Annotated in this window: 22 protein-coding genes; 11 read left to right on the top strand and 11 right to left on the bottom strand. The window is 66.2% G+C overall.

The window, feature by feature from the left end; all coding sequences use genetic code 11:
- Window positions 1-89 precede the first annotated feature (89 nt).
- The 6 genes from ACOHX0_RS18885 to ACOHX0_RS18910 form a co-directional block, all read right to left on the bottom strand.
- Complete coding sequence (locus ACOHX0_RS18885; RefSeq protein WP_420678722.1) at window positions 90-719, bottom strand: OmpA family protein; 630 nt, start codon at window positions 717-719, stop codon at window positions 90-92.
- A 17-nt stretch (window positions 720-736) separates the two neighbouring features.
- On the bottom strand, window positions 737-2,143 hold the full coding sequence (locus ACOHX0_RS18890) for a type II and III secretion system protein family protein (protein ID WP_420678723.1): 1,407 nt from the start codon (window positions 2,141-2,143) through the stop codon (window positions 737-739).
- A 214-nt stretch (window positions 2,144-2,357) separates the two neighbouring features.
- Window positions 2,358-3,215: a Flp pilus assembly protein CpaB gene (cpaB, locus tag ACOHX0_RS18895; protein WP_420678724.1), complete on the bottom strand. Its 858-nt coding sequence runs from the start codon at window positions 3,213-3,215 to the stop codon at window positions 2,358-2,360.
- A 109-nt stretch (window positions 3,216-3,324) separates the two neighbouring features.
- Entirely contained in the window at window positions 3,325-3,501 is a 177-nt protein-coding gene (locus tag ACOHX0_RS18900) for a hypothetical protein (protein WP_420678726.1), read from the bottom strand.
- An 83-nt stretch (window positions 3,502-3,584) separates the two neighbouring features.
- Window positions 3,585-3,764: a hypothetical protein gene (locus ACOHX0_RS18905; protein ID WP_420678727.1), complete on the bottom strand. Its 180-nt coding sequence runs from the start codon at window positions 3,762-3,764 to the stop codon at window positions 3,585-3,587.
- 293 nt (window positions 3,765-4,057) lie between these two features.
- Window positions 4,058-4,237 carry a hypothetical protein gene (locus ACOHX0_RS18910; protein WP_420678727.1) on the bottom strand — a complete coding sequence of 60 codons (180 nt, stop codon included), beginning with the start codon at window positions 4,235-4,237 and terminating at the stop codon, window positions 4,058-4,060.
- A 365-nt stretch (window positions 4,238-4,602) separates the two neighbouring features.
- On the opposite strand from ACOHX0_RS18910, the gene ACOHX0_RS18915 reads away from it, so the two are divergent.
- Together ACOHX0_RS18915 and ACOHX0_RS18920 are read left to right on the top strand one after the other, a co-directional pair.
- Window positions 4,603-5,445 carry a lytic transglycosylase domain-containing protein gene (locus ACOHX0_RS18915; protein ID WP_420678729.1) on the top strand — a complete coding sequence of 281 codons (843 nt, stop codon included), beginning with the start codon at window positions 4,603-4,605 and terminating at the stop codon, window positions 5,443-5,445.
- A gap of 131 nt (window positions 5,446-5,576) precedes the next feature.
- Complete coding sequence (locus ACOHX0_RS18920; RefSeq protein WP_420678730.1) at window positions 5,577-6,068, top strand: hypothetical protein; 492 nt, start codon at window positions 5,577-5,579, stop codon at window positions 6,066-6,068.
- 79 nt (window positions 6,069-6,147) lie between these two features.
- Here the strand turns inward: ACOHX0_RS18920 and ACOHX0_RS18925 are convergent, their stop codons facing one another.
- The 5 genes from ACOHX0_RS18925 to tldD form a co-directional block, all read right to left on the bottom strand.
- The gene (locus ACOHX0_RS18925) at window positions 6,148-6,774 is read right to left on the bottom strand and encodes a CoA transferase subunit B (RefSeq protein WP_420678731.1); all 627 of its coding nucleotides are present in this window, start codon (window positions 6,772-6,774) and stop codon (window positions 6,148-6,150) included.
- A 3-nt stretch (window positions 6,775-6,777) separates the two neighbouring features.
- Complete coding sequence (locus ACOHX0_RS18930) at window positions 6,778-7,482, bottom strand: CoA transferase subunit A (RefSeq protein WP_420678732.1); 705 nt, start codon at window positions 7,480-7,482, stop codon at window positions 6,778-6,780.
- A 283-nt stretch (window positions 7,483-7,765) separates the two neighbouring features.
- Entirely contained in the window at window positions 7,766-10,381 is a 2,616-nt protein-coding gene (gene topA / locus ACOHX0_RS18935) for a type I DNA topoisomerase (protein ID WP_420678733.1), read from the bottom strand.
- A 153-nt stretch (window positions 10,382-10,534) separates the two neighbouring features.
- Entirely contained in the window at window positions 10,535-11,731 is a 1,197-nt protein-coding gene (gene dprA / locus ACOHX0_RS18940; protein WP_420678734.1) for a DNA-processing protein DprA, read from the bottom strand.
- A 205-nt stretch (window positions 11,732-11,936) separates the two neighbouring features.
- Window positions 11,937-13,358: a metalloprotease TldD gene (gene tldD, locus ACOHX0_RS18945; protein ID WP_420678735.1), complete on the bottom strand. Its 1,422-nt coding sequence runs from the start codon at window positions 13,356-13,358 to the stop codon at window positions 11,937-11,939.
- A gap of 193 nt (window positions 13,359-13,551) precedes the next feature.
- On the opposite strand from tldD, the gene coxB reads away from it, so the two are divergent.
- From coxB to ACOHX0_RS18990, 9 genes are all read left to right on the top strand, one after another.
- Window positions 13,552-14,397, top strand: a complete 846-nt coding sequence (gene coxB, locus ACOHX0_RS18950; RefSeq protein WP_420678736.1) for a cytochrome c oxidase subunit II — start codon at window positions 13,552-13,554, stop codon at window positions 14,395-14,397.
- 98 nt (window positions 14,398-14,495) lie between these two features.
- Window positions 14,496-15,437 carry a heme o synthase gene (gene cyoE, locus ACOHX0_RS18955; RefSeq protein WP_420678737.1) on the top strand — a complete coding sequence of 314 codons (942 nt, stop codon included), beginning with the start codon at window positions 14,496-14,498 and terminating at the stop codon, window positions 15,435-15,437.
- 2 nt (window positions 15,438-15,439) lie between these two features.
- A complete protein-coding gene (locus tag ACOHX0_RS18960) occupies window positions 15,440-15,616 on the top strand; it encodes a cytochrome C oxidase assembly protein (protein ID WP_420678738.1) in 177 nt (58 codons plus the stop codon).
- Complete coding sequence (locus tag ACOHX0_RS18965) at window positions 15,616-16,203, top strand: cytochrome c oxidase assembly protein (protein ID WP_420678739.1); 588 nt, start codon at window positions 15,616-15,618, stop codon at window positions 16,201-16,203. The genes ACOHX0_RS18960 and ACOHX0_RS18965 overlap by 1 nt, the downstream gene beginning before the upstream one ends.
- A 24-nt stretch (window positions 16,204-16,227) precedes the next feature.
- Entirely contained in the window at window positions 16,228-17,037 is an 810-nt protein-coding gene (locus ACOHX0_RS18970) for a cytochrome c oxidase subunit 3 (RefSeq protein WP_420678740.1), read from the top strand.
- A 130-nt stretch (window positions 17,038-17,167) separates the two neighbouring features.
- Complete coding sequence (locus ACOHX0_RS18975) at window positions 17,168-17,866, top strand: SURF1 family protein (RefSeq protein ID WP_420678742.1); 699 nt, start codon at window positions 17,168-17,170, stop codon at window positions 17,864-17,866.
- 11 nt (window positions 17,867-17,877) lie between these two features.
- Window positions 17,878-19,269 (top strand): threonine synthase, encoded by a 1,392-nt coding sequence (gene thrC / locus ACOHX0_RS18980; protein WP_420678743.1) that lies wholly within the window; start codon window positions 17,878-17,880, stop codon window positions 19,267-19,269.
- A complete protein-coding gene (locus ACOHX0_RS18985) occupies window positions 19,266-20,528 on the top strand; it encodes a M16 family metallopeptidase (protein ID WP_420678744.1) in 1,263 nt (420 codons plus the stop codon). The genes thrC and ACOHX0_RS18985 overlap by 4 nt, the downstream gene beginning before the upstream one ends.
- A complete protein-coding gene (locus tag ACOHX0_RS18990; RefSeq protein WP_420678745.1) occupies window positions 20,528-21,112 on the top strand; it encodes a GNAT family N-acetyltransferase in 585 nt (194 codons plus the stop codon). Before ACOHX0_RS18985 ends, ACOHX0_RS18990 begins: the two co-directional genes overlap by 1 nt.
- The last annotated feature ends 556 nt before the right edge of the window (window positions 21,113-21,668 follow it).

Below are 21,668 nucleotides of genomic sequence, written 5' to 3' on the forward strand. Positions count from 1 at the left end.
CCAAAAAGCCCCAAATCTTGGGTATTGTTCACCGCTTGCAAACCGCGCGCGGCCGGTCCCGGAGCTGGCCGGCGCAGGCGGGCAGGGGCCTACTGCAGCTCCCGGCCGAGCGATTGCTCTTCGGTCAGCGTGGTCTCGGGCACTGCGCTTTCGACATATTCGCGGTAGATCACCTGGGCGTATTTGCCGTCCAGAAGCATCGGGTGATCCGTCAGGAACCCGCTCACCTCGGTCACCGTGCGGCGGTTGCGGCGCTCGCGGTCGGGGGTCGGGATCAACGGCTGGGTCTCGCCGAAAGAAACCACCGCCTGCAGCCGGTGGCGGCTGACACCGCGCGCCACCAGGTAGTTCACCGCTGCCTGCGCCCGGCGCAGGCCAAGCGCCTTGTTGTAGGTCTGGCTGCCAACCGCGTCGGTATGGCCGAAAACGCGGAAGCGCACTTCGGGGAACTGCCGGATCCAATGCGCCTGCCGGTCCAGCACCGCGCGCGCCGCCGGCTCCAGCCGGGCACTGTCGAAGGCGAAGGTGATGGTGGTGGGCACTTCTTTGGCAAAGCGGGTGGCAAGCTGGATGGTGAAGCTTCGGTCGCCGCTCATCACCGCCGCATTGCCTGCCGCGGCATCGCCGAAGCCGCCCTCGCGGAACAGTTCGCGCCCCGCCTCGCGCTCGCAGGCCGCCACGGCCAGGGCAAGAGCAGCAATCGCGGCATGTCTGATCATCCGTCCCATCCTCCCGCTCAATCCAGCACGTAGCCGTAGGAGCCGTTGAAATCCTGCTTGGCGACCTCCCCGGCCGGCCCGTGGCTGGTGCGCGACGTGCGGCCGAACAGGAACAGATCCTTTTCGCTCGGCGGCCTTACCCGGTCGGTGGGCAGGGTCAGCGCCTCGCCCCGGGTCGGGGTGACCAGATGCGCGCTGATGATGATCACCAGTTCGGTCTGCTCGCGCTGGTAGTCGGCGCTGCGGAACAGCGCGCCCAGCACCGGCACGTCGCCCAGCCAGGGCAGCTGCGAGGAATTGTCGAGGAACTCGTCCCGGATCAGCCCGGCAATGGCAAAGCTTTCGCCGTCGCGCATCTCCACCGTGGTCGAGGTCTCGCGGCGCGAGAAGGCGTCGATGGTCAGCCCGCTCAGCTCCAGCGAGTTGGTCGGGTCGATGGCAGAGACCGCGGCGTTCAGCTCCAGGTTGATAAGGTCGGCGTCCACCACCCGCGGAATGAAGTTCAGCTCGATGCCGAAGGGTTTGAACTCAATGGTGATGACGCCGTCTTCCTGCGCCACCGGCACCGGATATTCTCCGCCCGCCAGGAACTTGGCCTCCTGTCCCGACAGCGCCGACAGGTTCGGCTCCGCCAGGGTGCGCACCACGCCCTTCTGCTCCAGCGCCTCCAGCAGCAGGCTCACCTGCACCGAGCCCGCGTTGAAGCCGAACAGGAAGGCGCCGGTGTTCTCGTTTGCGGCCGGGATGTTGCCCGCCAGCGAGTTAGCCAGCGCGCCGGAAGTGTTGAGCGTGTTGGTGCCGCCGGTGCGGCCGCTGCCGGTGCCGCCGTTGAAGCCGAGCGAGGCGCTCAGCGATTTCGAGACCGAGCGCTGCATCTCGGCAAAGCGCACCTTCAGCATCACCTGCTGCACACCGCCCACAGACATCAGGTTGCTGACGCGTTCCGGCGCATAACGCTCCGCCAGGTCCAGCGCCCGCTGCAGCCGGGCCGAGCTCGACACGGTGCCCGACAGCACGATGCCGTCATTGGCGGTGCGCACCTCGATCCTCTCGTTGGGCAGGATCTGGCGCAGCCGCTCCTTGAACTCGCTCACATCGGCCGAGACGCGGACGTCGACATTGGTGATCAGCCGTCCCGAGCCATCCAGCAGCGTCAGCGTGGTGAGCCCCGGCGACTTGCCCAGCACATAGATAGTGCGGTCCGACAGCGAGGAGATATCCGCAATCGACGGGTTGGCGATGCTGAGTTCGGCAAAAGGTGTTGCGCTTTCGACCACCACGGCACGGTTCATCGGCACGTCGAGCGTGGCCGCGGTGCCCTTCTTGACCACCCGCAGCGATTGCGCCTGCACCCCGTCCGCCGCGGGCGCAGCCACGAGCGATAGCCCCATAAGGGCCGCCGCCACGAACCTTCGAATTCCCATGTGACCTGCCTTTCCGATCACGCCTCTGCCCCGGGTCTTGCCGCCCGCGGTTTTGCGCACTGTGGCCCGGTTCCGGAATTATTGCAAGAATCAACGGCTTCCGCGCCCCTGCAGGGCAGAGAGCCCTGTGGGGCAGGGGCAACAGAGAAGGCCCGCGCCGCCCGGGCGGGCGGCGGGGCTGAACCTGTTAACGGACTGCGGTGCAAGGGTTTTCCTAGTTGGTGCAGGGAATCGGGATCTCCACCACCTCGGCGCCGCGCCGGGTGCGGATGGTGCAGACCTTTTCCTTCTCCACCTGCTGCGGCGCCTCCAGCGCGCCCAGGCCCAGAAGCTTGCGCTGGTCGACCTCCACCATCTGGGCGATGGTGTCGTCGCCCGCGCCCACCAGGGCCAGCGACAACCGGCCGGTGGACTGCGCCTGCGCCAGCGCCGCCACCTGCTCGGGGCGCACCGCCACGGTCACCGTACGGGCGATCATGGCGCCGTCGATGTCGCCGCCCGCGCTCTGGTCCACCGCGACCAGTTCCACATTGGTGTCGATCAGCCGGGTCACCTCGCCGCGGCCCGCGTCGGCCTGCGGCATCATGCCGGTCCAGTAGACATCGACCTTGTCGCCCGGGCGCAGGAAGCCCGACACGCCCGAGGCCACGTCCACCTTGATCGCAAAAGCCCGCATACCGCGCTGCAGACGCGAGGTGATGCCTGCATCCTCGCCCGGCGCGGTCACCTTGGCGGCCAGGACAGCCTCGCCCTTCTCCATTGCCCGCAGCACCACACGCGGCTTGCCCCCGGCCTCCGGCGGAAACAGCGCCTCCAGCGACTGGAAGGCACCTTCGGGGATGGCGTTTTCCGGCCAGCGCACCGCGCGCACCGACTCCTCGCCCAGCCGCTCGCCGTATTTCAGCGGGGCCGTGGCGACATAGACTTCCACCGTCGGCACGATGTCGGCGCGGGCCGCGCGTTCGCGGGCCAGTTCGTTCTGATAGGCAGTAATGTAGTTCTTCGCCATCATCACCGCGCCGCCCGCAAGGGCGACCCCGACGATCAGCACCAAACCGAAAACAGCACGCATACCGTGACCTCTCAAGAACTAGGGGCCGGCTCCGCGCGGGCGGGACCGGCTGCTGGATTAATCGAAAAGTTGCAAGTCAGGCCCTTGGCTTCTGCCGGCCCGGGCGGGCCTAGCTGAACGACCAGTTCGTCATGTAGGCGGCCATCGCCTGCGCGAGCCCCATGGCGCCGTTTTCCATCGCGCCGGAGATCAGCACCGCGAGCCCGATGATTGCAGCGCTCAGAACAACCCAGTCGACGGTGATGGCACCGTCATCGCTTGCCAGAAAGGACCAAAGCCGTTTCATAGTGCACACCTCGCTGCGTCAGCCCCTGCGGGGCAAGGCGGCGGCCCTTTTCCGGGGCCGCCGCAAAACCCTGTGCGATGCGCTTAGGTCGGCTTCTTGGTCGACAGGTAGGACCCGGTGCCGCTGGTCAGGTCGGAGGCGCCGTTCTGGATTGCGGTGTAGACAACGCCGGCCAGGGCGGCGACGGCGGCGGTCAGCACGACCCAGTCCACGGTCACGGCGCCGGAGTCGTCTTTGCGGAAGTTTTTGATGAACTTGATCATGGTGTCGTCCCTCCAAAGGATCGCTTGAATTCCAGGTATCTCCCGCCGGGGGATGCTGGCCCGCTCTCTCACAATGGGCCTGCCCCGCCGGGTTACGAAATCATTAAGCTTTATGAATCTGGCCTGAATGGGGCGGAAACCTGTGCATATGGCCGCAAAGCGCGAATATCGCCGGCAATTTTCAAGGTATTGATAAGGTTGATTAATTGCTGTTTCGCCGCCATCCCGACGCGGGCGGGCCGCCCCGTGTCCCGGAGCGGCCCGCTGAGAATTCAAGCTATGCTGGTGTCAGATCAGGTCGGCTTCTTGGTCGACAGGTAGGAGCCGGTGCCGCTGGTCAGGTCGGAGGCGCCGTTCTGGATGGCGGTGTAGACAACGCCGGCCAGGGCGGCGACGGCGGCGGTCAGCACGACCCAGTCCACGGTCACGGCGCCGGAGTCGTCTTTGCGGAAGTTTTTGATGAACTTAATCATGGTGTCGTCCCTCCAAAGGATCACTGAATTTTGCCTATCCCGCCATCTCTTCAGGGTCGGCTCTCTCACCTGCTTGACCACTGTCCGGCTTGGATGAGGATATATAGCCAGCCGAGCGTGGCAGGATTTGGGCTGAATGCTGGAGAATTCGTCTCAATCTTAACTTCCTGGCAAGAATATTGGTAACGCACTGGCCGTGCGCGATTTTATCCATGGGTGCCAGCCTGCGGCCGTGGCATTTCCGCGCCAGTGGCCGCAAATTATGGCGAGCGTGCCCGATTCCGGGCCGCTTGGGCTGGCCTTCGGGCGGGGATTTCCCGAGGCTCTCCCAAACCGCAACAAAAACCGCAGCAGGGGCAGGCAGGGTGAAAGCCGTCCACATCGCGATTCTGGCGCTGGCCGCGGCCCTCGTGCCGCCGCAGCCGCACGCCCAGACGGTGCCCGCCCCCGCGCCGCAGCCTTTCCCCGAATTCGAGGCCAAGCGCATCAAGCCGCCCGTGCCCGGCACCCGCAAACGGATCACCGTGCAGATCGACCCGGATGCGGCCCCCCCGGCCGTGCCCGCCGCCGCGCCCGCGCCGGGCCCGGACCTGCTGCCGCCCGCTCCCGGCCCGGGCCGCTTTGCCGCCTTCTGGGAGGAGATCACCCCCGAAGCTGCTGCCGCAGGGATGGCCATCGGCCCGGGGCGGCTCGACCCCGCCTTGCTGGCGCTTTCCAAGGCCGGAGACGCCGCGGCCCCGCGGCTGCAACTCCTGCAGGACATCGCCGCCGCCCGCGGAGTGGAGATCCTGACCCAAAGCGCCGGCACCCGGGTCTCTCCGGCGCTGGTGCTGGCGGTGATCGCGGTGGAATCGTCGGGCCGCGCAGGTGCCGTCAGCCGCGCGGGCGCGCAGGGCCTGATGCAGCTGATGCCCGATACCGCCGCCCGCTTCGGCGTCACCGACCCGCTGGAGGCCAAGCAGAACATCGCCGGCGGCATCCGTTACCTCGACTGGCTGATGCAGGAGTTCGGCGGCGACCCGATCCTGGTGCTGGCGGGCTACAACGCGGGCGAGGGCGCGGTGCGCGCCCACAAAGGCGTGCCGCCCTTCGCCGAGACCCGCGACTACGTGCCCAAGGTGCTGGCCGCCTACCAGGTGGCCCGCGGCCTCTGCCTGACCCCGCCGCAGTTTCTCTCGGACGGCTGCGTGTTCCGGGTGATGCAGTAGCCCCCGGCACCAGGGCATCCCGCAAATCCCTCGTGAAATCATGACTTTCGCCAAGAGCCGCCATTTTTCTGCGGTGCGTGGATGATTTCACGGCCGCATATTTTTAAATGCCCCATTTGGCAGAAAATAGATTGGAGACAGCATTGGATCTCGGGATAGACCCGGCCGCCGTGGCCGCTCAGTCACAAGGCTTCAGCAGCAACCTCGCCCTGATCGCCACCATCGCCTTCGTGGGCTTCTTCGGCCGCCTGGTGTTCGTGGCCTTCGCCCCGGACCTCGCCCCCCGCAACCCGCTGCGCCATCTCTCTGGCGCGGGCTTCCTGCTGCTCGCGGCGGCGATCTTTGGCGGCGGGCTCTATACCACGGGGAAGTGGACCAAGGCGGTGGTGCTGTTCAACCGCAACCTGGTGGACCCGGTGATCGTCACCTGGCTGGGCCGGGACAGCTGCGATCCGGCGTCGGGCAGCTACTGCGTGGTGGTCTTCGAAGCGGAGCGCGAGCTGGTGGTCAACTGGTACGACAAGCGCGTCTACATGTGGGAGATCGTCAACCCGCCCGAAGGCGCGCCCTGGCACAGCCGCGGCCCGCAGCGCCGCCCGCCCAGCCGCCCGCTCGCCGGCTGAGAGCAAAGGAAAAGGCCCGCCAAAACAGGCGGGCCTTCGCGTTGTACATTGCCGGACCGCCGCTGCGGCGGCCTCGCGGTCAGTTCACGATGGTGGCTTCGGTCGCCGCGCGCAATTCGTCCTCGCTCACGCCCTCGGCGGTCTCGACAATTTTTAGCCCGCCCTCGACCACGTCCAGCACGCCGAGGTTGGTGATGATGCGGTCGACCACGCCCTTGCCGGTCAGCGGCAGGGTGCATTCTTTCAGCAGCTTGCTGTCGCCGTGCTTGTTGGTGTGGTCCATCACCACGATGACCTTGCCGACACCGGCCACCAGGTCCATCGCGCCGCCCATGCCCTTGACCAGCTTGCCGGGGATCATCCAGTTTGCCAGATCGCCATTCTCGGCCACTTCCATCGCGCCCAGGATCGCGGCTGCAATCTTGCCGCCGCGGATCATCCCGAAGGAGGTGGCGCTGTCGAAATAGGCGGTGCGCGCCAGCTCGGTGATGGTCTGCTTGCCCGCGTTGATCAGGTCGGGGTCTTCCTCGCCTTCAAAGGGGAAGGGGCCCATGCCCAGCATGCCGTTTTCCGACTGCAGGGTAATGTCCTTGTCGCCCACGTAGTTCGCCACCAGCGTCGGAATGCCGATGCCGAGGTTCACATACATGCCGTCTTCCAGCTCCTGCGCGGCGCGTGCGGCCATTTGGTTGCGGTCCCAAGCCATGGTTCAAGCCTCCTCACGCTTGCGGGTGGTGCGCTGCTCGATACGCTTTTCGTGGTCGCCCTGGATGATGCGGTGCACGTAGATGCCCGGCAGGTGGATGTGGTCGGGATCGAGCGATCCGCGCGGCACGATTTCCTCGACCTCGGCAATGCAGACCTTGCCGCACATGGCGGCGGGCGGGTTGAAGTTGCGCGCTGTCTTGCGGAAGATCAGGTTGCCGGTGTCATCGGCTTTCCAGGCCTTCACGATGGACAGGTCGGCAAAGATGCCGCGCTCCATGATATAGGTCTCGCCGTCGAACTCCTTGTGCTCCTTGCCCTCAGCGATCTGGGTGCCGACACCGGTCTTGGTATAGAACCCCGGAATCCCGCAGCCGCCCGCGCGCATCCGCTCGGCGAGCGTGCCTTGCGGGTTGAACTCCAGCTCCAGCTCGCCCGACAGGTACTGGCGCATGAACTCCGCGTTCTCGCCCACGTAGGAGGAGATCATCTTCTTCACCTGCCGCGTCTGCAGCAGGATGCCGATGCCGAAATCATCCACGCCCGCATTGTTGGAGGCAAAGGTCAGGTCCTTGGTGCCCGCGTCCTTGATTGCCTGCAGCAGAAGTTCGGGGATGCCGCAGAGGCCGAAGCCGCCCGCCGCAATGAACATGCCGTCGAAAAGCAGCCCGTCAAGCGCTTCGGCGGCGTTCGAATATACCTTTTTCATGGAGTTCTCCCATAAACTGCCAATTACAACGGTTCTGGCGGCGGGGCGGGAGAGAGTCAACAATACCGAGGCGGATCGGTATTTCTACGGAGCGCCCGGCACGCGCCGTCCCGCGCAGAGGGGCGCTGCCCCTCTTGGCCTTTCGGCCAATTCACCCCGGGGTACTTCGGGCCAGAAAGTAGTCCAGGCGTTTAGTTCAGAGGGAGGTGCCACTTTCTGACTGCAAATACCCCCGCCGGAGGCCCGCCGCGCGCCAGCGCAGCGGTTGGCAGCGCGCGATGGTTTAACTCTTGGCCGCGGCTTTCTTGGCGGGTGCCTTTTTCTTGGCCGCCGGTTTTTTCTTGGCGGTCTTCTTGCCCGCTTTCTCGGTGATCAGTTGAACCGCCATTTCCATAGTCATGTCCTTGGGCTCCACGTCCTTGGGCAGGGTGGCGTTCACCTTTTCCCATTTCACGTAAGGCCCGTAGCGGCCGTCCATGATGTTGACCGCGCCGCCGCTCTCGGGGTGTTCGCCCAACTCCTTCAGCGGTTTTGCCGCCGCCCGGCTGCCGCGGCGGCCGGGGTTGGCGCGTTTTTCGGCCAGGAGCTCCACCGCGCGGTTCATGCCGATCTCGAAGACGTCGTTGGGGTCCTTGAGGTTGGCGTAAACCGGCTTTTCCTCCTCCGGCAGCTGGTGCATCAGGTAGGGCCCGAAGCGGCCGAAGTTCGACGAGATCATGCCGCCTTCCGGATGCTCGCCGATCTGGCGCGGCAGGCTCAGGAGCGTGAGCGCCTTCTCCAGGTCCATGTCGTCCTTGTTCCAGCCCTTCGGCAGGCTGGCGCGCGGCGGCTTCTTGTTCTCTGGCGTGGCTTCGCCGCGCTGCACGTAAGGCCCGAAGCGGCCGGACTTCAGGTGGATCTCATCGCCCTCATCGACCCCCAGCACGCGCTCGTCGCCATCGGCGCCTTCGCCGGCGATGGGGCGTGTGTAGGTGCACTCGGGGTAGTTGCCGCAGCCGACAAAGCCGCCCGTGCGCGAGGTCTTGAGGTGCAGCTGACCCTGGCCGCATTTCGGGCAGATGCGCGGGTCGGTGCCATCTTCGCGCGGGGGGTAAAGCTGCGGCGCCAGCGCGTCGTCGAGCACGTCCAGCACCTCGGTGATGCGCAGCTCAGAGGTCTCGGCAATCGCGGCGGAGAAGTCGCGCCAGAACCGGCCCAGCAGGTCCTTGTAATCGCGCTGGCCCGCGCTCACGTCATCGAGCTCTTCCTCCAGGTTGGCGGTGAACTCGTAGCCGACGTATTTGCGGAAGAAATTCAGCAGGAAGATGGTGACGATCCGGCCCTTGTCCTCGGGGAACAGGCGGTTCTTGTCCTTGCGGACATATTCGCGGTCCTGGATCGTGGTGATCACCGAAGCATAGGTCGAGGGACGGCCGATGCCGAGCTCTTCCATGCGCTTGACCAGCGTCGCCTCGGTGTAGCGGGGCGGCGGCTGAGTGTGGTGCTGCAGCGCCAGCACGGCACCGTCTTCGGACAGCACCGAAGCGTCCTTGCCGGCCTTTTCCGCCTGCGCCGCAAGCACGCCTGCAAACTTCAGCGCCTCGCCTTCCATGATCTGCGGCAGGCGCTTGTCGTCCTCGTCCGCGACATCGTCGCGGCCTTCCTCGTAGACCCGCAGGAAGCCGTCGAACAGCACCACCTGGCCGGTCGCGCGCAGCACCACCTGGCCATCGTCCGAGCCGATGTCGACAGTGGTGCGCTCCAACCGGGCGCCTTCCATCTGGCAGGACAGCGTGCGCTTCCAGATCAGGTCGTAGAGCTTGCGCTGGTCGTCATCGCTCACCTTCAGCGAGGCGGCATCGCGGCCCATGTCGGTGGGGCGGATGCATTCGTGCGCCTCCTGGGCGTTCTTTGCCTTATTCTTGTAGATCCGGGGCTTGCCCGGCACGTACTCCCCGCCATAGCGCTGGGTGATCTCGGCGCGCGCCGCCTCGACCGCTTCCGGCGCCATGTCGATACCGTCGGTCCGCATGTAGGTGATGTGGCCCGCCTCATAGAGCCGCTGCGCCGCGTTCATCGTCTGCCGCGCGCCCATGCCGAATTTGCGGCTGGCTTCCTGCTGCAGGGTGGAGGTCATGAAGGGGGCCGAGGGGTTGCGGGAGGCGGGCTTGGCCTCCACCGACACGACCTTGAGCTTGCGCGAGGCAACCGCCTGCACCGCCAGCTCGGCCGCGGTGGAATTGGCGAGGCTGTATTTGTCCAGCTTATCGCCGCCCAGCACCGTGAGGCGCGCCTCGAAATCCTGGCCGCGCGGGGTCTTGAGGCTGGCGCGGACCGACCAGTATTCCTGCGGGTTGAAAGCCTCGATCTCCATCTCGCGCTCGACGATCAGGCGCAGGCAGACCGACTGCACCCGGCCCGCCGAGCGCGCGCCCGGCAGCTTGCGCCACAGCACCGGCGACAGGTTGAAGCCCACCAGGTAGTCCAGCGCGCGGCGGGCCAGATAGGCTTCGACCAGCGGCAGGTCGACCTGGCGCGGGTTCTTCATCGCCTCGGCGACAGCTTCCTTCGTGATCGCGTTGAAGGTCACCCGGCTGACCGCGGTGTCCTTCTTGATCGAGCGCCGCTTGGTCAGCGCCTCCTGCAGGTGCCAGCTGATCGCCTCGCCCTCGCGGTCGGGGTCGGTGGCGAGGATCAGGGCGTTGTCGTCCTTCAGCGCGTCGGCGATCGCCTTCACGTGCTTGCGGCTGTCGGCGCCGACTTCCCAGGTCATGCCGAAATCCGCCTCCGGGTCGACCGAGCCGTCTTTGGCCGGCAGGTCGCGCACATGCCCGTAGGAGGCCAGAACGGTGTAGTCAGAGCCAAGGTACTTGTTGATCGTCTTCGCTTTGGCTGGGGATTCGACAACGACAACTGGCATAAATTCTCTGACCTCTCGGGAGTGATTTGGCGCGTTCTAGGCGGGGCAAGATGTGGGGCGCAAGAGGAGATTGTCAATCCGCAGCCATCGGACGGGGGGCCGGGGCTGGCGATACCGGGAGGTTGAGAGGGGGTTGCGGCGCTGCCGCGGCGGTCAGCCTTCGCGTGTGGATGCGCGGCAGAGCAGCCCGCCGGGGCCGCGGCTCAGCGCGCCCTCCAGCTCGAGGTCGGTGAGCGCGGGCGCGAGGTCGCCGGGTGTGAGCGCCAGGTCCCGCAGCAGCGCTTCCTCCGGCGTGGGGGAGGGGCCGAGCCGGTCGAGGATCTGCTGGTGCAGGGCATGGGTCTCGGCGAGGCTGCGTTTTTGCGGCGGCGGCGGCGGCAGGTCCGCCAGGGCCGCGCTGAGAGCCTTGGCCGGTGGCGGGGCCTCCGGGGCCGCCTGTGCCTCCGCGGCTTCCGGCAGCGGCGGCAATGCGGCCAGCACGTCTTCGGCGCCGCGCACCAGCTGGGCGCCGTCACGGATCAGCATATTGCAGCCCGAGGCGCGGGCATCGAAGGGGTGGCCCGGCACCGCCAGCACCTCGCGGCCGTAATCCAGCGCCTGCTGCGCGGTGATCAGGCTGCCGGAGCGGGCCGCGGCCTCGACCACCACGGTGGCGCGGGCAATGCCGGCGATGATCCGGTTGCGGCGCGGGAAATGGCGCGCCTGCGGCGCCAGCCCCATCGGCTGTTCCGACAGAATCACGCCCGTCTCGCCAATGCGGGCGGCAAGGGCTGCATTGGAGGCAGGGTAAACAACATCGGCGCCGCCTGCGAGCACCGCCACCGTGCCGGTCTCCAGCGCGCCTTCATGGGCGGCGGTGTCGACGCCGCGGGCCAGGCCCGAGACCACCACATGGCCTGCCGCGCCCAGTTCGCGTGCCAGCGCCCGCGCCATGCGGGTGCCAAGCGAGGACGCGTTGCGCGCGCCGGCAAGTGCGACGGCGGGACGCGCCAGAACATCGATGTCGCCGATCGCCCACAGCAAGGGCGGGGCGTCCTTCAAGGTCATCAGAAGTTCGGGATATCCAGGGCCTGCGTAGCACAAAAGCCGCGCTTTGGCGGCTTTTGCGGCATTTATTTCGGCGTCCACCGCATTGGCAGGGCATGTTTCATACCCCTTGATACCTGCGGAGCGTGCCAGTTCAGGCAACGCATCCAGCGCGTTCTGCGCTGAACCGTATTGGTTGAGCAGCCGGTGAAAGGTCACCGCGCCAACCCGTTTGGAGCGCAACAGACGAAGCCAGGAAAACTGAAGCTCTTCCGTGGTGGGTGGGAGTGGGGGGTGAGTGGAAGAATGTGCTTCTTCAGTCATCCGCGGCTCCGCCTGTTTGCAGGATTAGAATTAACCTTGAGGGGGTTAACAGGTGGTGAACGCGCTGCAATTTTTCCGTGATTCTTCGCTAATTACGGTAAGTATCTAATACTAAATGGGTATTTTCGCCTCCCGGGCAGGAGGGGCTGCGGACAATGTGCGGGCCGGGGCAGCAGAGCCCCGGCCGGGTTAACGCCAGGCGGCCTCAGGCGGCCGAGCCGCCTACCGTCAGCCCGTCCATCAGCACCGAGGGCTGGCCGACGCCCACCGGCACCCATTGGCCCGCCTTGCCGCAATTGCCCATGCCGGGGTCCAGCGCCATGTCGTTGCCAAGGCCGCGGATCTGCTTCAGGGCGGTGGCGCCGTCGCCGATCAGCGTCGCGCCCTTGACCGGCGCGCCCACCTTGCCGTCCTTCACCCGGTAGGCCTCGGTGCAGGAGAAGACGAACTTGCCGTTGGTGATGTCGACCTGGCCGCCGCCGAAGCCCACCGCCCAGATGCCGTCCCTGATCTGCGCCACTAGATCGCCCGGATCGGCCGCGCCGCCCAGCATGTAGGTATTGGTCATCCGCGGCATCGGCGCGTGGGCGTAGCTCTGCCGCCGCCCGTTGCCGGTGGGAGTGACCCCCATCAGCCGGGCGTTCTGGCGGTCCTGCATGTAGCCCACCAGCACGCCGTCCTCGATCAGCGTGGTCTTCTGGCTCGGCGTGCCCTCGTCGTCCACGGTGAGCGAGCCGCGCCGGTCCGGGATGGTGCCGTCATCCAGCACGGTGACCCCCTTGGCCGCGATCTGCTGGCCCATCAGCCCGGCAAAGGCAGAGGAGCCCTTGCGGTTGAAATCGCCCTCCAGCCCGTGGCCGATCGCCTCGTGCAGCAGGATGCCGGGCCAGCCGGGGCCAAGCACCACTTCCATCTCGCCCGCGGGGGCCGGTTCGGCCTCCAGGTTCACCAGCGCGATGCGCAGCGCTTCCTTCACCTGCGCCTGCCAGTTCGCCGGGTCGATCAGACCGTCGAGCCCGAGCCGCCCGCCGCCGCCCGCCGAGCCGCTTTCACGCCGGCCGTCCTGCTCTGCGATGACCGAAACGTTCAATCGCGCCATCGGACGGATGTCACTCACGCGCACACCATCGGCGCGCAGGATCTCCACCTCCTGCAGGGAGGCCGCCAGCGAGGCCGAGACCTGCACCACCCGCTTGTCCAGCCCGCGGGCAAAGGCGTCGATCTCGCGCAGGGTCTCTACCTTCACCGGGAAGGGCAGGGCGCTGATCGGGTCGGCGTCGGTATAGAGCTTCTTGTTGGTGGCCTGCGGCGGCTCGGCATAGGTGCCGCCGCCCGCGCCCACTGCCAGCCGCGCGGTCTCGGACGCGCGCCTGAGTGCCGCAAGCGAGACGTCGGTGGAATGCGCATAGCCCGCCACATCGCCATTGACCGCCCGCAGGCCGAAGCCTTCGGAGGCATCATAGCTGGCACTGCGCAGCCGCCCGTCATCGAACACCAGCGCCTCCGACTTGCGCCGCTCGGCAAAGATCTCGCCATCCTCCGCCCCGTCCAGAGCCTGCCGCAAAAGCGGCAGCGCCTCGTCTTCCGGCAGCGCAGTTTCAAAGGGGCGGAAGGCAGGGTTTTCCATGGTGCAGAGCTCCGGTTTTTTTGATTTGAGTCAAGAAAGCGACCGTTTGCCGCTTGCCAGCCTCTTTATCTGTACGGAGGAATATGATTTTAAGCGGCCTCAAAGACAACGGGGCTATTGCGTTTTGCGGAATCATTGATTCCCCGCCGCGCGGTGCCGCAGGAACAATGCGATCAACCGATCAGGACAAGATATGAAGAACGCTTTGATGCTTTCGGGCCTGTTTGCTGGCCTGTCGAGCCTTCCGGCCATGGCGCAAGAAGGCCTTGAAATTATTGGTAAGCCCACCGATGGCGAGATGGGATTCCAGCCTGCCGCCACCGCGCTGGCCGAGGGGCTGCACCGGCTCGACTACATGATTCTGGTGATCATTACCGCAATCTGCATTTTCGTCGCCGGCCTGCTGCTCTACGCCATCGTGCGCTACAACCGCCGCGCCAACCCGACGCCGGCCAAGTACAGCCACTACACCCCGATCGAGATCGCCTGGACCGTGATCCCGATCCTGGTCCTGGTGTTCATCGGCTCCTTCTCCCTGCCGCAGCTGTTCGCGCAGCAGGAAATTCCCGAAGGCGACATCAACATCAAGGTGACCGGCTACCAGTGGTACTGGGGGTATGAATACACCGACCACGAGTTCGGCTTTGAAAGCTTCCTGCTGCCCAAGGACCAGCTGGAAGCAAACGGCTACTCGCAGGACGAATGGCTGCTCGCCACCGACACCGCCGTCGTCGTGCCCTCGGGCAAGACCGTGGTGATGCAGGTGACCGCCGCCGACGTGATCCACTCCTGGACCATCCCCGCCTTCGGCGTGAAGCAGGACGGCGTTCCGGGCCGCCTGGCGGAACTGTGGTTCGAGGTCGAGGAAGGCAAGGAAGGCATCTACTTCGGCCAGTGCTCCGAGCTTTGCGGCAAGGACCACGCCTACATGCCGATCACCGTCAAGGTGGTGACCCAGGAAGAATACGACGCCTGGCTGCAGGGCGCGATCGAGGAATATGCGGGTATCCCGCAGTCCTACCAGGTCGCCTCCAAGTAACCAAAGGCCGTGCCCGTGCCGCCCTGGCGCGGGCCAACCGCCCATGAACCTGAGGGTGCGCAGCTGCTGCGCACCCGGCTGCCGCTAAAGGGATCGAGATGAGCGACGCAAGCATCGACGCGAGCCAACTGAATGAAAACGAGGCCGGCTTTGGCGATTACTTCGCCCTGCTGAAGCCGCGTGTCATGTCGCTGGTCGTGTTCACCGCGCTTGTCGGCCTGCTGGCGGCACCCGTGGGCGTGCATCCGGTGGTCGGCTTTGCCGCGATCCTGTTCATCGCCATCGGCGGCGGTGCGTCCGGCGCGCTGAACATGTGGTGGGACGCCGACATCGACCAGGTGATGAAACGCACCAAATCGCGCCCCATTCCGGCAGGCAAGGTTGAACCGGGCGAGGCGATGGTGCTTGGCCTGGCGCTGTCGGGCCTGTCGGTGATCATGCTGGCGCTGGCCGCCAATGTCTTTGCCGGGGCATTCCTGGCCTTCACAATCTTCTTTTACGTGGTGGTCTATACCATGTGGCTGAAGCGGGCGACGCCGCAGAACATCGTGATCGGCGGCGCCGCGGGGGCTTTCCCGCCGGTGATCGGCTGGGTGGCCGCCACCGGCTCGATGGCGGTGGAGCCCTGGCTGATGTTCGCGCTCACCTTCATGTGGACGCCGCCGCATTTCTGGGCGCTGGCGCTGTTCATGCGCTCGGATTATGACGACGCGGGCGTGCCGATGCTGACCGTGACCCATGGCCGTCCGGCGACCCGGCTGCACATCCTGATCTATACCGCATTGCTGGCTCTGCTGGCCGTGGGCACCGCCTTCTCCGGCGTGGGCGGGCCCTTGTATCTGGCGGTGGCACTGGTGCTGAACGGCCTGTTCCTGCACGGCGCGGTGAAGATCTGGCGCCGGAACGAGGACGGTTCCGAGGCCGACAACTTCAAGGCGGAACGCAGCTTCTTCAAGCTCTCGCTGCTGTACCTGTTCCTGCACTTCGGCGCGATCCTGGCCGAGGCGCTGCTGAAACCCTACGGGCTTGGAGGCTGGTAATCATGGCTTTGCGCAAAGACCACGACCTGCACAAGCGCCGCTTCGGCCGCAACCTGGGCGTCGGCGTGCTGCTTGCCGCTTTCGTCGTGCTGATCCTGGCCCTGACCATGGTCAAGGTCACCTCGAACGGCTTCAGCTTCCCCGGCAGCGGCAGTGAAACCCGGACGGAGCAAAGCTGATGGCATTGCAAGGACCGCAGAAAACCGCCGTGCAGCTGGTTGGCGTCGTCGTGCTCATGGGCGGGCTGGCCTGGGCGTCGGTGCCGTTTTACGACTGGTTCTGCCGTGTCACCGGCTTTGGCGGCGTCACCGGCGTGGCCGAGCAGGGCTCGGAGACCGTCCTGGAGAAAACCATCAAGGTGCGGTTCGATGCCTCCAAGGAACGCGGCATGCCGTGGGAGTTCAAGCCGGCGCAGCGCGAGATGGAGATCAAGCTCGGCGAAACCGGTCTGGCCTTTTATGAGGCCTACAACCCGACCGACCGGCCGGTGGCGGGGCAGGCGTCCTATAACGTGACGCCCTACCAAGCCGGCGGCTTCTTCGAGAAGATCGACTGCTTCTGCTTTACCGAGCAGGTGCTCCAGCCCGGCGAGCGGGTGCAGATGCCGGTCACCTTCTTTGTCGATCCCGCGATCATCGAGGACCGGGATGCGAAATATGTGCATACGATCACTCTGTCGTACACGTTCTACGAAACCGATCTGCCCGAGGGCGTTGCCGCTCTCGACGCCGGCATTGATGCCGGTGCAGGTCCAACCACGAATTAGGCCGCTTTGGTGAGGGACACTTGAATGGCGCACGCTAAAAATCACGATTATCACATTCTGCCGCCGTCGATCTGGCCGCTGGCCGCATCGCTTGGCACTTTCGTCATGCTGGTCGGCGCGGTGTTCTGGATGAAGGGCATCACCGCCTGGGCCTTCTGGATCGGCTTTGTCGCGGTGCTCTACGCGGCCTTTGCCTGGTGGTCCGAAGTGGTTGCCGAAAGCCGCCAGGGTGACCACACCCCGGTTGTCCGCATCGGCCTGCGCTACGGTTTCATCCTGTTTGTGATGTCCGAGGTGATGTTCTTCTTCGCCTGGTTCTGGTCGTTCTTCAAACACGCCATGTACCCGATGGAGACCTACAGCGGCAGCGAATACATCGCGCCCGAGATCTACGCGGTCGATCCGTTCCACCTGCCGCTGATCAACACGCTGATCCTGCTGCTTTCGGGCTGTGCCGTCACTTGGGCGCACCACGCGCTGGTGCACAACAACGACCGCAAGGCGCTGATCCAGGGCCTGTCTATCGGCATCGCCCTCGGCGTCGCCTTCACCTTCCTGCAGGGCTATGAATACGCGCACCTGCTGCACGAGGGCTGGAAGTTCGGCGAGGACGAGTTCTACTCGAACTTCTTCATGGCCACCGGCTTCCACGGCTTCCACGTTGTGATCGGCACCATCTTCCTGACCGTCTGCCTGATCCGCGCGATCAAGGGCGACTTCACCCCCGAGCAGCACGTCGGCTTCGAGGCCGCCGCCTGGTACTGGCACTTCGTCGATGTGGTCTGGCTGTTCCTGTTCTTCGCCGTCTACATCTGGGGCACGTCCGGCCTGTGACGGGCGGCCTGTGACGGGCGGTTTGTAACGGGTACATGTTTGCGGTTGATTATCCGCCGACATGACGTATCACACGGGGCGCGCAGGCGAGGGTCTGCGCGCCCCAATTCTGTCTTACGGAGCGGCCCGGATGCGGCGTTTCATCTTCCTCCTGGTTATCGGCGGCCTGGGCCTTGCGGCGCTGCTTGCCCTGGGCAGCTGGCAGCTCCAGCGCAAGGCCTGGAAGGAAGGCATCCTCGCCACCATCGAGGCGCGCATCGCCGCCGCCCCCGCCGCTGGCCTGCCCGAAGCATTGGACCCGGAAGCAGACAAGTACAGCCCGGTGCTGCTGACGGGCGAGATTGGCGCCGGGGAGCTGCACGTGCTGATCTCCTTCAAGGAAGACGGCGCGGGCTACCGGGTGATCTCCCCCTTCACGCTAACGGACGGCCGCCGCATCCTGCTGGACCGCGGCTTCATCCCCGCCGCCGCCAAGAATGCCTCCCGCCGTACCGGCACTGCCACGGTGGAAGCCAACCTGCACTGGCCGGACGAGACCGACGGTTATACCCCCGCGCCGGACCCCGAGGCCAACATCTGGTACGCCCGAGACGCCGCCCGCATGGCCGCTGAACTGGGAACCGAGCCGGTGTTTGCCGTGCTGCGCCAGCCGCCGGACTGGCGGAACGCAGAGGCCCCGGCAGGGCAGGGCGCCCCCCGGCCGGTGCCGGTCAGCACCGCCGCCATCCCCAATGACCACTTGCAATATGCAATCACCTGGTTTTCGCTGGCCTTGATCTGGGCCGGGATGACCGTCTATTTCCTGCGGCGCAGCCGCACCCAATCTTGAGAGCTGAGGCGATGAAATACATCTCGACCCGGGGCCAGGCGCCCGAGCTGACCTTCGAAGACGCCATGCTGACCGGGCTTGCCCGCGACGGCGGCCTCTACGTGCCCTCTGAGATCCCGCGGATGTCCCACGATGACATCGCAGCACTTGCCGGGCTCTCCTACGAGGAAACCGCCTTCCGGGTGATGCGCCCCTTCCTCGGCGACTGCTTCACTGATGACGAATTCCGCGCGATCATCGCCAAGGCCTACGCGGACTTCGGCCATGCCGCCCGCGCGCCGCTGAAGCAACTGGCGCCCAACCACTTCCTCTTGGAGCTGTTCCACGGGCCGACGCTGGCCTTCAAGGATTTCGCCATGCAGCTGATCGGCCACCTGTTCCAGGCCGCGCTCCATCGGCGCGGCGAGCGGGTGACCATCGCGGGCGCCACCTCGGGCGACACCGGCTCCGCCGCGATCGAGGCCTTCCGCGGGCTCGATGCGGTCGATGTCTTCATCTTGTTCCCGCATGGCCGTGTGTCCGAAGTGCAGCGCCGCCAGATGACCACGCCCGAGGACGCTAACGTCCACGCGCTTGCCGTCGATGGCGATTTCGACGATTGCCAGGCCGCGGTGAAGGACATGTTCAACGATTTCGGCTTCCGCGACGAGGTGAAGCTGGCGGGCGTGAACTCGATCAACTTTGCCCGCGTTCTGGCGCAGGTGGTCTATTACTTTTCCGCCGCCGTGAGCCTTGGCGCGCCGCAGCGCAAGGTCAGCTTCACCGTGCCCACCGGCAACTTCGGCGACATCTTCGCAGGCTTCATCGCCAAACAGATGGGCCTGCCGATCGAGCAGCTGGTGGTCGCCACCAACCAGAACGACATCCTGCACCGCTGCCTGTCGGGGCAGGGCTATTTCAAGGGCGAGACCATCCCCTCGATCTCCCCCTCGATGGACATTCAGGTGTCCTCCAACTTCGAGCGCGCCCTGTTCTACGCCTACGGTCAGGACGGCCGTGCGGTCGCCCAGCTGATGGACGAGCTGAAGAGGGGCGGCGGCTTCAACGTCTCGCAAGGCGCGATGGAAGCCCTGCGCGAGACCTACGCCTCCGGCCGCGCCTCGGAGGAGGAGACCCTCGCCACCATCAAATCCGAAGTCGAAGCCTCGGGCGAGCTCCTTTGCCCGCACGGCGCCGTCGGCGTGAAGGTCGCAAACGAGCACCGCCAGCCGGACGTGCCGATGGTCACCCTTGCCACCGCGCACCCGGCAAAATTCCCGGCCGCGGTCGAAGACGCCAGCGGCATCCATCCGCCCCTTCCCCCGCGCATGTCTGATCTGTATGAGAAGCCGGAACGGGTGACCCGGATCGCCAACGATCTGGCCGCCCTCGAGGATCACATCAGAAAGCACATCGCGCATTGACAGTTCAGCAGCACACTCTCGCCAACGGCTTCCGCATCGTCTCCGAGCAGATGCCGGGGCTGGAATCCGCAGCTATCGGGATCTGGGTCACCGCCGGCGGCCGCCACGAGCGGATCGAGCAGAACGGCATCGCCCATTTCCTGGAGCACATGGCGTTCAAGGGCACCAAAACCCGCACGGCACTTGAAATCGCCGAGGCGATCGAGGACGTGGGCGGCTATATCAACGCCTATACCAGCCGCGAGGTCACGGCCTATTACGCGCGGGTGCTGAAGGACGACGTGGCGCTGGCGCTGGACGTGATCGGCGACATCCTGTTGAACCCGGTTTTCGACGGCCGCGAGATCGAGGTGGAGCGCGGCGTCATCCTGCAGGAGATCGGCCAGTCGCTGGACACCCCCGATGACGTGATCTTCGACTGGCTGCAGGAGGAAAGCTACCGCGACCAGCCGCTGGGCCGCACCATCCTGGGCCCGGCGGAACGCGTCAGCAGCTTCTCCCGCGAGGATCTCGAAGGCTTCGTCCAGCAGCACTACGGCCCCGGCCAGATGATCCTGTCGGCGGCTGGTGCTGTCGACCATGACGAACTGGTGAAACTGGCGGAGCGGATGTTCGGCCACCTCGCGCCGCGCCCCGGCAGCGAGGCCGAAGGCGCCCGCTTCACCGGCGGCGAGGCGCGCCGCGACAAGGATCTGGAGCAGGCTCATTTCGCGCTCGCCTTCGAAGGCCCCGGCTACCGCGACGATGCCGTTTACACTGCGCAGATCTACGCAGGCGCCCTCGGCGGCGGCATGTCCTCCCGGCTGTTTCAGGAAGTGCGCGAGAAGCGCGGCCTCTGCTACACCATCTTTGCCCAGGCAGGCTCCTACGCCGATACCGGCTCGCTCACCATCTATGCGGGCACTTCGGGCGAGCAGCTGGGCGAACTGGCGGGCATCACCATCGACGAGATGAAGCGCGCCGCCGATGACATGAGCGCCGCCGAGGTCGAGCGCGCCCGCGCGCAGATGAAGGCGGGGATGCTGATGGGGCTCGAAAGCCCCTCCAACCGGGCCGAGCGGCTGGCGCGGCTGGTGCAGATCTGGGGCAAGGTGCCGGAGCTCGAGCAGACCATCGCCCGCATCGAGGCGGTGAGCCTCGATGATGTGCGCCAGATGGCCGAAGGGATGGCCGCGTCCTCCCCGGCGGCCCTGGCGCTTTATGGCCCGCTTGCCAATGCGCCCTCGCTCGCCGCGCTGCAGGAGAGGCGCACCGCCTGATGCTGCTCAGCCGTCCGAAGGTCGCCATTGAAACCGAACGCCTGACTCTCAGGCCTCCGGTGCATGGCGATTTTCACGGCTGGGCTGGCCTCAGACTGCAAAGCCAGGCCTATCTGACGCCCTGGGAGCCGGGCTGGGCCGCCGACCACCTCAGCCGCAAGTCCTTCACCAACCGGGTCTACTGGGCGCGCCGTTCGGTGGGCTCAGGCACCGCGCTGCCGCTGTTCCTGATCCGCCGCGAGGATCAGATGCTGGTGGGGGCGATCACCCTCGACAACATCCGCCGCGGCCCGGCCCAGGCGGGCACACTCGGCTACTGGACCGGCCAGCCCCACGCCCGGCACGGCTACATGCGCGAGGCAATCGGCGCGGTCGTGCACCATGCCTTCACCAAGCTGGACCTCAGCCGGATAGAGGCCGCCTGCCTGCCGGAAAATGCGGCGTCGCGCGGGCTCTTGGAGAAATCCGGCTTCAAATACGAGGGCGTGGCGCAAAGCTATCTGCAGATCAATGGCCGCTGGCGCACCCATGTGCTCTACGCCGCGCTGCGCCACGACCGCCGCGGCCGCACCCATGCGGGCTAGGGCAGAGGCGGGGAGGCTGCCCGGCCTTGGCGGTGTTGTTGAGAGCGGGCGTACCCTGCACCTGGCGCCCAATAGCCCTCGTCCCCTGGCAGCGCACATTCTGCTGCCAACCTGCCACTCAGCCAGCCTGCCAGTCCCGCGCCAGCGCAGAAATGCATGGGCGTGTCCTCCTGTCGAGCTGGCTGGCTTCCGGACATCTCAAATTAGCCTTCGGCCTTGGTCCCCCAAACGCGGGACAAGGCCGAGGGCCGGCGCGCCCACTCGCGGCGGCGATTTGGCGGAGGCTGGGCGGTCCGTCGGCAGGCAGCCCGGGCTTGGTCGGCATGAACCGCCGGTCACTCCCACTCGACGCCACCGCGCGCGTCGGCGAGGCACGGCTAGCCCCGTGCCGCTGCGGCGCTGTGGCAGTTGTCTCCATGGGGACCCGACACGTTCGCGGACACCTCTCTGAAAAACGAAGGGCGCGCTCCCGCCCGTCGTCTGCCTTTTTGCCAAAAGGCTTCCTCTCAGTTGGGCGTGGGGGGGGGGGGGGGGGGGGGGGGGGGAGGGGGGGGGG

Source organism: Cribrihabitans pelagius, from assembly GCF_048820915.1.
Taxonomy (GTDB): domain Bacteria; phylum Pseudomonadota; class Alphaproteobacteria; order Rhodobacterales; family Rhodobacteraceae; genus Cribrihabitans_A; species Cribrihabitans_A pelagius.

Coding starts and splice junctions, on each gene's coding strand:
- ACOHX0_RS18890 (WP_420678723.1), bottom strand. CDS start 2,143: ATGGGAATTCGAAGGTTCGTGGCGGCGGCCCTTATGGGGCTATCGCTC.
- ACOHX0_RS18910 (WP_420678727.1), bottom strand. CDS start 4,237: ATGATTAAGTTCATCAAAAACTTCCGCAAAGACGACTCCGGCGCCGTG.
- cpaB (WP_420678724.1), bottom strand. CDS start 3,215: ATGCGTGCTGTTTTCGGTTTGGTGCTGATCGTCGGGGTCGCCCTTGCG.
- ACOHX0_RS18930 (WP_420678732.1), bottom strand. CDS start 7,482: ATGAAAAAGGTATATTCGAACGCCGCCGAAGCGCTTGACGGGCTGCTT.
- topA (WP_420678733.1), bottom strand. CDS start 10,381: ATGCCAGTTGTCGTTGTCGAATCCCCAGCCAAAGCGAAGACGATCAAC.
- ACOHX0_RS18960 (WP_420678738.1), top strand. CDS start 15,440: ATGGCTTTGCGCAAAGACCACGACCTGCACAAGCGCCGCTTCGGCCGC.
- cyoE (WP_420678737.1), top strand. CDS start 14,496: ATGAGCGACGCAAGCATCGACGCGAGCCAACTGAATGAAAACGAGGCC.
- ACOHX0_RS18965 (WP_420678739.1), top strand. CDS start 15,616: ATGGCATTGCAAGGACCGCAGAAAACCGCCGTGCAGCTGGTTGGCGTC.
- tldD (WP_420678735.1), bottom strand. CDS start 13,358: ATGGAAAACCCTGCCTTCCGCCCCTTTGAAACTGCGCTGCCGGAAGAC.
- coxB (WP_420678736.1), top strand. CDS start 13,552: ATGAAGAACGCTTTGATGCTTTCGGGCCTGTTTGCTGGCCTGTCGAGC.
- thrC (WP_420678743.1), top strand. CDS start 17,878: ATGAAATACATCTCGACCCGGGGCCAGGCGCCCGAGCTGACCTTCGAA.
- ACOHX0_RS18885 (WP_420678722.1), bottom strand. CDS start 719: ATGATCAGACATGCCGCGATTGCTGCTCTTGCCCTGGCCGTGGCGGCC.
- ACOHX0_RS18970 (WP_420678740.1), top strand. CDS start 16,228: ATGGCGCACGCTAAAAATCACGATTATCACATTCTGCCGCCGTCGATC.
- dprA (WP_420678734.1), bottom strand. CDS start 11,731: ATGACTGAAGAAGCACATTCTTCCACTCACCCCCCACTCCCACCCACC.
- ACOHX0_RS18975 (WP_420678742.1), top strand. CDS start 17,168: ATGCGGCGTTTCATCTTCCTCCTGGTTATCGGCGGCCTGGGCCTTGCG.
- ACOHX0_RS18905 (WP_420678727.1), bottom strand. CDS start 3,764: ATGATCAAGTTCATCAAAAACTTCCGCAAAGACGACTCCGGCGCCGTG.
- ACOHX0_RS18990 (WP_420678745.1), top strand. CDS start 20,528: ATGCTGCTCAGCCGTCCGAAGGTCGCCATTGAAACCGAACGCCTGACT.
- ACOHX0_RS18900 (WP_420678726.1), bottom strand. CDS start 3,501: ATGAAACGGCTTTGGTCCTTTCTGGCAAGCGATGACGGTGCCATCACC.
- ACOHX0_RS18925 (WP_420678731.1), bottom strand. CDS start 6,774: ATGGCTTGGGACCGCAACCAAATGGCCGCACGCGCCGCGCAGGAGCTG.